This is a genomic window from Avibacterium endocarditidis, from assembly GCF_002921145.1.
Classification (GTDB): Bacteria; Pseudomonadota; Gammaproteobacteria; order Enterobacterales; family Pasteurellaceae; genus Avibacterium; species Avibacterium endocarditidis.
This window is the reverse complement of sequence record NZ_PQVI01000120.1, coordinates 23,351-32,299: the sequence shown is the minus strand read 5'-3', so window position 1 is coordinate 32,299 and position 8,949 is coordinate 23,351. Positions and strand designations below refer to the sequence as shown.

The window sequence follows — 8,949 nt, the reverse complement described above, 5'->3', positions numbered from 1 at the left end:
CCTTTCAGATTGTTGGTTCGGTCTTTGTTCGTTTTTGTACAGTTTTATGGCGGCTAAAAGCAACAATACTGATACGTTACACTCTATAATTAGAAGAAAAATTATACTAATGAAGTTAAGAATTTCGCTAATCAAGAAAAATGAGTAACTTAGAAAATGTAACAGAATTGATAAGAAATCTAGGACAACCTTAATAAAACCCAATAAAAAACTGTATCCGAAATTAAATCGCATACAGTTTTTACTCTATAATTTAGATTCTAACTAATAAAAATAAGATTGCTGTTCAATCTTATTATTTCGCTGGATATTCCCACCAAATATCAAACAGTTGGCTAATTTCAATTTGTTGTAATCCATTGCTTTCTAACCAGTTTTTCACTAGCTCACGGTGGCTTTCATCACATTTTCCGATTTCTTCTAAGCAGACTAAACCTTCCCAATGTAAATAACCGCTACCTTCATAAGCTAAGCCATTTGGACGAATGACTTCGTTGATAAAACGATCTACAACTTCATCAATTTTATCAATCGGGGTATTTTCTGCGAATTGCCAGTTTACTAAAAAGCCTAATTCTTGGAATTCTGCAAGGTGCATTTTTTTGCGTTGTCTTCTGTTACGTTGAATAGCCATCGTTTTCTCCTCGTATTTCTAGGCTGATATTATTCAGTTTTAATAAAATATAAATCCCATACACCGTGTCCTAAGCGATGACCGCGTTGTTCAAACTTGGTCAATGGGCGGCTTTCAGGGCGTGGAATATAGTCTTTTGTGGCGGAAGTATTGCGTAACTGTGGATTATTTTGCAATACGTCTAACATTTGTTCCGCATAATTTTCCCAGTCTGTTGCCATATGAATAAAGCCTTGGTTGGCGAGCTTTTGGCAGACAGTTTGCACAAAATGCGGCTGTACAATGCGGCGTTTATGATGCTTCGCTTTATGCCAAGGGTCGGGGAAAAAAAGCTGTAAGCCAGCAAGGCTGCCATCGGCAATGCAATCGCGTAAAATTTCTGTGGCATCGTGGCAAATAACGCGTAGATTTTTTACCTTCTTTTCCACAGCATAAGCAATGCACGCGCCCACACCGGGGGTATGCACTTCAATTCCTAGATAATTTTTATCTGGATTTTGCTCTGCCATTTCCACTAGGGATTTTCCCATTCCAAAACCAATTTCTAAAATAACAGGCTTGTCGTTGCCATAAATCTTTTTAAAATCAAAAGGTTCAGTTTGATGTGATAAGCCATAAATCGGCCAATATTCATTCATCATATTACGTTGAAAATCGCTTAATCGCCCTGTACGCAACACGAAACTACGCACTTTACGTTTGTAGCGTCCGTCAGCGGTAAATTCAGCGGTTTCAACGGTTTTGCGTTTTTGATCCGCAAAGCTAGTTTGTTGTTCTGTCATTGAAAATCTACTACTCAATATCGTTTATAAAATGAGCTATGCCATTTTTTAAAGGGCTATTCTATGTTTTAGGGCAAGATCGCGCAAGAAAAAAGTGCGGTAAAAAAATGGGAAAATTTCGATCAAAAATAATAAGAAATGAGGGCTTAAAAATGCCCTCTTTACATTTATTCGCTTACGACAATTCGAGCGTTAATTGGTTGTACAGGGCGATTGTTATTCCCTAATGTATGTGATAATGATCGAATCTGCTCACTGCTTGCACTGATAGGTTGCTGTAAAACCACCCAATTTACCCCTTCGCTACAAGGCGGCGTGGTGAGCGAGCCATTAAGACGGTAATGTCCTTTACTTCGCGGCAGCAATTTTGTGATGTCTAATGGCTGTGCCTGTGCCATTTTTTCATTAACATTCAAAGGGTTATGCAGTAATTCTTCTAGCTGGATAAAAACAATCAAAAGAAGTAAGTGCGGTGCTTTTTTCACAAATTTTAGACAAAAAATTGGGCAGCTTTTGCCACCCAACAACTTTCTTTAGTATTTAATTTGTTGCTTCACAAATTCCACCAACTGATCTTTATTGATCATCTGTTTTTCCCCTGTACGACGATTTTTATATTCAATTTCGCCATTTTGCAGATTTTTTTCGCCGATTACAATCATATGTGGCACACCAATAAGTTCCATATCAGCAAACATTACTCCTGGACGCTCTTTACGATCATCAAAAATCACTTCAATCCCTTCAGCACTTAAAGTGCGGTATAAATTTTCGGCAAATTCTTGCACGCTTTCTGATTTGTGCATATTCATTGGCACGATTGCTACGGTAAATGGTGCAATCGCGTCCGTTGGCCAGATAATCCCACGTTCATCGTGGCTTTGTTCGATCGCTGCGGCAACCACACGGCTAACACCAATACCGTAACAGCCCATAATCATTGTTTGTGGGCGGCCATCTTCGCCTTGTACGGTAGCTTTCATTGCTTCTGAATATTTTGTGCCAAGTTGGAAAATATGTCCCACTTCAATACCGCGCTTGATTAACAATGAACCTTTGCCATCAGGGCTTAGATCACCTTCTACCACATTGCGTAAATCTGCCACTTCTGGCATTGGCACATCACGTTCCCAGTTGATATTGAAATAATGTTTACCATCAATGTTTGCGCCTGCCGAAAAATCACTCATTAATGCCACACTTCGATCAATAATAGCTGGGATCGGCAAATTAACAGGGCCAAGAGAGCCAACGCTTGCGCCGATTTTGGCTTTAATTTCCGCTTCATCGGCAAATTCAAGCGGTTCAGCCACTTGCGCTAATTTTTGCGCTTTGATTTCATTCAAATTGTGATCGCCACGAATGATTAACGCAATTAATGGTTGTTCTTCATTTGCACCTTTTACAATCAAGGTTTTCACGGTTTTTTCTACTGGCACATTGAATTGTTCCACCAATTCGTTAATGGTTTTGGCATTTGGCGTATCCACTAATTCCATTGACTGAGTTGGCGTGCCACGTTCGCCTTGTGCCACTGCTTCGGCAAGTTCAATATTCGCCGCAAAATCAGATTCTGTGGAGAACACAATATCATCTTCACCACTTTGTGCTAATACTTGGAATTCGTGTGATGCGCTGCCGCCGATAGAACCGGTATCCGCCTGCACCGCGCGGAAATCTAAACCTAGACGGGTGAAAATATTGCTGTAAGTTTGGTACATTATGTCATAGGTTTCTTGCAAACTTTCTTTTGTGGTGTGGAAAGAATAGGCATCTTTCATTAAAAATTCACGACCACGCATTACCCCAAAACGTGGACGCACTTCGTCACGGAATTTGGTTTGAATTTGGTATAAATTCAGTGGAAGTTGCTTATAAGAACTCACTTCACGGCGAACTAAATCGGTAATCACTTCTTCGTGTGTTGGACCAAGCACAAAATCACGTTGTCCGCGATCTTGGAAGCGTAATAATTCTGGGCCATATTGCTCCCAGCGTTGCGATTCTTGCCATAATTCAGCTGGTTGAACAACAGGCATTTCAACTTCGATCGCACCGCTTTTATTCATTTCTTCACGGACAATATTTTCCACTTTTTTCAGTACACGCAAGCCTGTAGGCAACCAGTTGTAAAGCCCTGACGCTAAAGGGCGAACCATTCCAGCACGCAACATTAATTGATGGCTCACCACCTGTGCATCATTCGGGGTTTCTTTTAAAGTAGCAAATAAATATCGACTCGCTCGCATTGTTGTTTCCTATATTAATTATTTAAGACAAAAATTGGCGTTAGTTTATCATTGAGTTAAGTTCACTCAAAGAAGAAAGGGCCATTTGTGCCAATATTTTGTAGAAAGCCTTGGAAAGCATAAATAAAGAAAGGGGCAGTGAATGCTGTGTCTTAGTAAAATTCGTTTTCGCCTGAGCCGACTAAATCGGCAAATTCTTCACTTTGAAAACCGTGTGAAAGCATATAGCGCCAGATTTTTTGTTTCATTTTGAAATCTTGCTCTTGCACATAATGGGGGAATTTTTTGCGTAACACAGAATGAGCAATCTCAAACCAATCAATGTCCATTTCTGCTAACACGTCTTCTACGATCTCTGAAGAAATACCTTTGAGTTGAAAAAGCTCTTGTTTAATTCGATTAAGTCCATAGCCTTTTTGTGATCGGTAATGTAAATAATTTTCTGTAAAACGGCGATCACTTTGCCAATTTTTTTCCTGACAAATCGCTAAAGCCTGTTCAATTTCTGCTTCTGTGAAGGCTTTTTCTTGCATTTTGCAACGCAATTCATATTCACTATATTCGCGGCGGGAGAGCAAGTTCACCACATAATTTAATGCCAATGATGCCATTTTTTCTCATTGATTCCTAAATTGCTGTTAGAAAAAGTGCGGTCAAAAATTACCGCACTTTTTGAAGATGATTTAATCAAAGGGATTAAAATTCAGAATCCATTTCTGCAATGTCTTCATTTTGATCCGCTTCAATATCCGCAATGAGAGATTTGTCTGGGTTTGCTAAAAGTTCTTCGCGTAATTTATTTTCTAATTCTTCGGCTTGTTCAGGGTGTTCTGCCAACCATTTCATTGCATTGGCTTTTCCTTGACCAATTTTTTCTCCGTTATAAGAGAACCACGCGCCTGATTTATCAACTAATTTATGTTTTACGCCTAATTCAATTAACTCACCATTGCGTGAAATGCCTTCACCGTAAAGGATTTGGAAATCAACTTGACGGAATGGCGGGGCAACTTTGTTTTTCACCACTTTCACACGAGTTTCGTTACCAATGATTTCATCGCCATTTTTCACCGCACCAGTACGACGAATATCTAAGCGCACAGAAGAATAGAATTTCAATGCATTACCGCCAGTGGTGGTTTCTGGGTTACCAAACATTACGCCAATTTTCATACGAATTTGGTTGATGAAAATCACAAGGCAGTTGGAGTTTTTGATTTGTCCGGTGAGTTTACGCAGGGCTTGCGACATTAAACGCGCTTGTAAACCAACGTGCGCATCACCCATATCCCCTTCAATTTCTGCTTTTGGCGTAAGGGCGGCTACGGAGTCCACAATCACCACGTCAATCGCACCAGAACGTACCAACGCATCACAAATTTCTAATGCTTCTTCACCGTTGTCAGGCTGAGAAACGAGCAATTTTTTGACATCAACGCCAAGTTTTGCCGCATAAATTGGATCTAAAGCGTGTTCTGCATCAATAAAGGCACAGGTTTTGCCTAATTTTTGTGCTTGCGCGATAACAGAAAGGGTTAATGTGGTTTTCCCTGAAGATTCTGGCCCGTAAATTTCTACGATACGCCCCATTGGCAAGCCACCGATACCTAAGGCAATATCTAACCCCAGAGAACCTGTGGAAATAGATTCAATATCCAAATCTTGGGTTTCCCCCAATTTCATAATTGAACCTTTACCAAATTGTTTTTCAATTTGACCTAACGCCGCAGCAAGGGCTTTTTTTGTTTTTCTTCTCTTGAGTAGTAATTTGTGGTTTCTCACTTTTTTTTGCTTTATCTTCTTTAGCCATTTTGCTTGTCCTTATAAATTCATCATCAAAACTGCTGCATAATATAGCTGTATTGATATACAGTATCAAGTAAAATTTTGATCTTTTTTCTATTTTGTGAACTGTGTTCCAGATAATACGTTTATACTTCAAATTAATGAGGCTAATAGGGGCGATCTGCTATTTCAACATACAAAGCTGATTAATGAGCTGACAGCAAAATAATTCCTACAGTATCAAATAAGAAAAATTTCGTTATAATTTGTCTAAATTTAAAATAACAGATTGAGCAAACCTGATGACTAATTTTGAACAACACACCCCAATGATGCAGCAGTACCTTCGATTGAAAGCAGAAAATCCTGAGATTTTGCTGTTTTATCGAATGGGGGATTTTTATGAATTATTTTATGATGATGCAAAAAAAGCGGCGGCATTGTTGGATATTTCCTTGACCAAACGTGGGCAGTCGGCAGGGCAGCCTATTCCTATGGCGGGTGTGCCCTATCACGCGGTGGAGGGCTATTTAGCGAAATTAGTTCAGCTTGGCGAAAGTGTGGCGATTTGCGAGCAAGTGGGCGATCCTGCCACGGCAAAAGGGCCGGTGGAACGCCAAATTGTGCGGATTGTTACCCCCGGAACAATCAGTGATGAAGCCTTGTTGCCCGAACGTCAGGATAATTTGATTGCCGCGGTTTATCAGGAAAAAGACAAATTTGGCTTGGCAACTTTGGATATGGCATCGGGGCGTTTTCAGTTGAGTGAGCCTGCTAGCAAAGAAAGTTTGCAGGCGGAATTACAGCGCATTCAACCTGTGGAATTGCTTTATTGTGAAGATTTTGAAGATCGTTATTTAATTGAAAATGCAAAGGGCTTACGCCGCCGTCCCATTTGGGAATTTGAATTAAAAACTGCCATTGAGCAGCTTAATCGTCAATTTGGTACGCAAGATTTGCGCGCCTTTGGGGTGGAAAAATCCCCCCCTTGGGCTTTGCGCTGCGGGATGTTTGTTACAATATGCCAAGGAAACTCAGCGCACCGCGTTGCCCCATATTCAAAGCATCAGTTTGGTACAAAATAATGAGAATATTCAATTAGATGCCGCCACAAGACGGAATTTAGAACTCACCCAAAATTTAGCAGGTGGCACAGAGCATACCCTTGCTTCCGTGCTAGACAAATGTGTTACCCCAATGGGGAGTCGTTTGCTGAAACGTTGGATTCACCAACCGATTCGCGATCGTGAAAAATTAACCTTACGCCAACAAACCATCAGTCAAATTTTGCAACAGGATTTAGTGGCAGAATTTCAACCGCACTTGCAACAAGTGGGGGATATGGAACGGATTTTAGCGCGCGTGGCATTGCGTTCAGCGCGTCCACGGGATCTCACCCGTTTACGCACCGCGCTCGCGCAAATTCCTGCAATTCAAGATTATCTTAATCAACAACATTGTCCGCAATTTGCTGCATTTTCTCAACAAATTTCCGATTTTTCAGCGCAATTAGATCTATTAGAACGCGCGATTATTGAAAATCCCCCTTTGTTGATTCGTGATGGTGGCGTGATTGCAGAAGGCTTTAACGCAGAACTTGATGAATGGCGCTCTCTTTCGGACGGCGCAACCCGCTATTTAGAAGAGCTAGAGCAACGGGAGCGACAAAGCAGCGGCATTGACACCCTAAAAATTGGTTTTAATGCGGTACACGGCTATTATATTCAAATTCCACAAGGGCAAGTACATAAAGCGCCTATTCACTATGTTCGTCGCCAAACACTCAAAAATGCGGAACGTTATATCATTCCGGAATTGAAAACCTATGAAGACAAGGTGCTGAAAGCCAAAGGTGCCGCACTAGCGCTAGAAAAACAACTTTATGAAGAAATTTTCGATGAATTATTACCACACTTAGGCGCATTACAGCTAGCAAGCCTTGCTTTGGCAGAATTAGATGTGCTAACCAACTTAGCTGAACGGGCAGAAACCCTGAACTATGTTGCACCAACCTTTAGCGATGAAATTGGCGTAGATATTCAAAATGGCCGCCACCCTGTGGTGGAACAGGTGTCCAAAAATCCGTTTATTGCCAACCCAGTAAAACTGAGTGCTGATCGTCATTTATTGATCATAACTGGCCCGAATATGGGGGGAAAAAGCACCTATATGCGTCAAACTGCATTGATCACGCTAATGGCTTATATGGGATCTTTTGTACCAGCAGAAAGTGCTATGATCGGCCCAATCGATCGCATTTTCACACGTATTGGCGCATCAGATGATCTGGCTTCAGGGCGCTCAACCTTTATGGTGGAAATGACAGAAATGGCAAATATTTTGCATCAAGCCAGCGCAAACAGCTTAGTGCTTATTGATGAAATTGGGCGCGGCACGTCCACCTATGACGGGCTTTCCCTTGCTTGGGCTTGTGCGGAATGGCTTGCACAAAAAGTACGATCGCTTACCTTATTTGCCACGCATTATTTTGAGCTGACTGTTTTGCCTGAGCAGTTAAAAGGCATTGCCAACGTGCATTTAGATGCGGTGGAGCATAACGACACCATCGCCTTTATGCACGCGGTGCAAGAAGGCGCGGCAAGTAAAAGTTACGGTTTGGCGGTGGCGGCATTGGCAGGCGTTCCGCAATCGGTGATTAAACTCGCCAAACAAAAACTGGCGCAGTTAGAAAAATTCTCCCAACAAAACAATCAGTTAAATGCAGAAGCAATGCAACAACAGAGGCAAGGCGAACTGTTGTTAATGGAAGAAAACGAGCATAAAGATGCGCTATGGCAGATGATTGAAAATCTTGATCCTGATGAAATGAGTCCGAAGCAGGCGCTTTCTTATTTATATCAATTAAAGAAAATGCAACGCGGATAGAAAAACCGCTCTTTTATAAAGAGCGGTGGAAAAATTAATGATTTTTATGGCTGGTGCTATTACAAGATTTTATCCGTATAAGCCATTGCGATAGCGGAAATCAAAAAGCCTAAATGAAGCAATAATTGCCACATCATCGTTTTTTCTGGCATATTTGCTGCATTGACGAAAGTTTGTAGCATATGGATAGACGAAATACTGATGATCGACATAGAAAGTTTCACTTTCAACACGGAAGCATTAACGTGGCTTAACCATTCAGGTTCATCTGGGTGGCCCTCGGTATGCAGCTTGGAAACGAAAATCTCGTAACCGCCCACAATCACCATAACCAACAAATTGGCGATCATCACCACATCAATCAGATTTAACACGGAAAGCATAATGGCGTTGGAATCCAACTCTTGCAGGTTGGTGATGAGTTCCCATAGGGATTTCATAAATTTGTAGGCGTAAATGCCTTGCACCACGATCAGACCAAGATAAATCGGCAGTTGCAGCCAACGGCTGGCGAAAATAATCTGGCTAAATAATGTGGGGGTTTTGTATTTAGTTGAAGACGAATGTTGCATAAATGTCCTATTTTCTATTGCTAATGTTGTTCTCTTTTCAT

Annotated in this window: 6 protein-coding genes and 2 pseudogenes; 1 reads left to right on the top strand and 7 read right to left on the bottom strand. The window is 41.1% G+C overall.

Annotated elements, in window-relative coordinates; translation table 11 throughout:
• Positions 1-295 precede the first annotated feature (295 nt).
• The 6 genes from C3Z13_RS08985 to recA all read right to left on the bottom strand — a co-directional run bounded on the left by C3Z13_RS08985 (position 296) and on the right by recA (position 5,447).
• Complete coding sequence (locus C3Z13_RS08985; protein ID WP_103855688.1) at positions 296-634, bottom strand: YggL family protein; 339 nt, start codon at positions 632-634, stop codon at positions 296-298.
• Positions 635-663: 29 nt separating this feature from the next.
• Positions 664-1,416: a tRNA (guanosine(46)-N7)-methyltransferase TrmB gene (gene trmB, locus C3Z13_RS08980; protein WP_103855687.1), complete on the bottom strand. Its 753-nt coding sequence runs from the start codon at positions 1,414-1,416 to the stop codon at positions 664-666.
• Positions 1,417-1,583: 167 nt separating this feature from the next.
• Positions 1,584-1,874, bottom strand: coding sequence for a carbonic anhydrase family protein (locus C3Z13_RS08975; RefSeq protein WP_245872612.1), 291 nt, complete (start codon positions 1,872-1,874; stop codon positions 1,584-1,586).
• Between the two features lie 75 nt (positions 1,875-1,949).
• Complete coding sequence (proS, locus tag C3Z13_RS08970) at positions 1,950-3,665, bottom strand: proline--tRNA ligase (RefSeq protein WP_103855686.1); 1,716 nt, start codon at positions 3,663-3,665, stop codon at positions 1,950-1,952.
• 152 nt (positions 3,666-3,817) lie between these two features.
• Complete coding sequence (gene recX, locus C3Z13_RS08965; protein WP_103855685.1) at positions 3,818-4,276, bottom strand: recombination regulator RecX; 459 nt, start codon at positions 4,274-4,276, stop codon at positions 3,818-3,820.
• Between the two features lie 85 nt (positions 4,277-4,361).
• Entirely contained in the window at positions 4,362-5,447 is a 1,086-nt protein-coding gene (gene recA / locus C3Z13_RS08960; protein WP_103855684.1) for a recombinase RecA, read from the bottom strand.
• A 305-nt stretch (positions 5,448-5,752) separates the two neighbouring features.
• On the opposite strand from recA, the pseudogene mutS reads away from it, so the two are divergent.
• A pseudogene (gene mutS / locus C3Z13_RS08955) lies at positions 5,753-8,336 on the top strand (DNA mismatch repair protein MutS).
• Between the two features lie 34 nt (positions 8,337-8,370).
• Here mutS and C3Z13_RS08950 read toward each other — a convergent pair.
• Positions 8,371-8,908, bottom strand: a pseudogene (locus C3Z13_RS08950) (TIGR00645 family protein).
• Positions 8,909-8,949: the final 41 nt, after the last annotated feature.